Below are 2142 nucleotides of genomic sequence, written 5' to 3' on the forward strand. Positions count from 1 at the left end.
AGAGAGAGGGCTTCCAGAACAAGCTGGCCAAGCTGCTCGCTGACGCGACGGGCGCCGAGATCAAGTATCATTGGCAGCCCTTCATTGAACGCGGGCTGACGCGCTCGACCTTCGAAGAGCATTACTGCGACCTGATGTTCGACGTTCCATCGACCTATGACCGGCTTCTCACGACTGAGCCGATTTACAAGACCCCTTACGTGCTCGTTTATCGGAGTGACAAGGGGCTGGAACTTTCCGGGTTGGACGATCCGAAGCTCAAGGATCTCAAGATTGGAGTCTTTCAGACTTCGGGTGTCCGCCGGGCTCTCGCCAAACGCGGTATCTTCGACAACGTAGAGCTGCAGCTCCAGACCCATGACGGCGATCTCGTGCCCGAGAACCAGCCCTGGTACGTGGTTCAGAAGATGCTCGACGGAAAGCTCGACGTTGCCGCCGTGTTCGGCCCCTTCGCCGGCTGGGTGAAGACCATGAAGAACGAGCCGATCACCATCCAGCCAATCAATCTTGACGACGACACCGTGCAGATGGAGTTCGAGCTGGCCATTGGTGTGCGTCCGACGGACGTCTTCCTCAAATACCTGCTTGATTGGGCACTCGCGGATAACGCCGAGGAGGTTCAGGCGATCCTCGAAGAATACGGTGTGCCGCTTGTTCAGTGTAGTAAGTGCACCGTCCCTGGCGATCTGCCGGCCCATGGCAGCTACATCAAACTCGCCGACCAGAAGTTCGAAGCGCGACCCGACCTTGCCTCGCCCGATCAGATCGTGACGCAAGAGAAGCTGGAGAGGTGGTTGGCCGAAGGCGCCGATCCGCAGCAGGAGCTGAGCAACGCGCTTATCGCCAATGACGACGATCGCATCATGTTCCTGGTTGGCAAAGGCGCCGACGTCAATAAGCCGGACTTGCAGGGGTGGACGCCGCTGACCAGCGCCGCCCGTCAGCGCCACGACAAGACGATCGATCTTTTGGTCGAGCTCGGCGCTGACCCCAATAAGCACGACGGAAACGGTATTACGCCGCTCGCCGCCGCACTGATGCGCGACCACATTCCCTCGATCAAGACGCTGATCGACCACGGCGCTGACCTGGAAGAGCCTGGCCAGGGCGACTTCCGGCCGTTAGCACTTGCGCTTGCGGAGAAAAAATACGAGGCCGCCAAAGCACTTATGGAGGGTGGTGCCGATGTGAGCACTCCTTCCGGCAGCGAAGGCTTGACGCCGCTGATGATCGTCGCCGCCCAGACCGGCCCAGCGGAAGGCTCGATCTTTCTGCCCGGCAGCACGCGGCCGACCGACATCGCCAAGGCCTTGATCAACGAAGGCGCGGACGTCAACGCACAGGCCAAGAACGGCATGACGGCGCTGATGATCGCGGCTGCCAACAACAGCGCCCCGATGATCGGGCTGCTTATGGATGCGGGCGCCGATCCCACGGTGAAAAACGCCCGAGGCGAGACCGCCGAGGACGTCGCCAATCTCAACAACAACAAGGAAGCCTCCCAGGCTATCCGAGTGTTGTCCCTCTCGCGGGCAACCGTCCCGCCCCAGGCCTCCGACGCGGAGAGCGGAGAGACAGCGAAGCAGTGATGACTATGTTCTCGCGAGTGCTGAGACGGGCGGGGGCCGCGGCGATAGCGGTGGCCTTCTGTTTAACTATGGCCACGTCCGTCTTTGCGGCCGACTATCCCGACTTCAATGACGAGTCGGTGACGAAAAGGACCGAGGAGATCATCAAGGAGCGTTCGAAGGACGGCGTGTTCGTCTTCCACGATCCAAAGCTCAATGAAGATCTCGATCTGGTCTATGAGAAGATCCGCGTCATTCGCGGCATGAAAGGCTATGGCTGGTTCGCCAACGCTATCTTCCACGACAAGGACGAGCCGAAGAAGCAATACGCCCTGGATTTCTGGTTCAAACCTCAGATCGATAGCGACGAGCTCAAATTGATCGAGATCCGCGTCCAGAAGGGTCCCAAGCGCGACGGTGACGGCTGGATCATGATCACCCGGCTGCCGGTGGCGTGGTGGTGGCTTCCCGTGCAGGAGCACCCCGGCGATATGGAAGTCGTGCGCGCCTGGCATGTCATGAGCGCGATCCACAATTACATCGCCGAGAACAGGAACGAAGACGGCGCGCTTGA

At 60.1% G+C, this 2142-nt stretch carries 2 protein-coding genes; both read left to right on the forward strand.

What is annotated here, in order from left to right; genetic code table 11:
* The coding region (locus ACSLE4_RS02995; RefSeq protein ID WP_435903008.1) for an ankyrin repeat domain-containing protein at nucleotides 1-1589 on the forward strand (1589 nt) is incomplete at its 5' end.
* A 68-nt stretch (nucleotides 1590-1657) separates the two neighbouring features.
* A partial coding sequence (locus tag ACSLE4_RS03000; RefSeq protein ID WP_435903009.1) for a hypothetical protein occupies nucleotides 1658-2142 on the forward strand: 485 nt, incomplete at its 3' end.

The organism is Methyloceanibacter sp., from assembly GCF_051306395.1.
Classification (GTDB): domain Bacteria; phylum Pseudomonadota; class Alphaproteobacteria; order Rhizobiales; family Methyloligellaceae; genus Methyloceanibacter.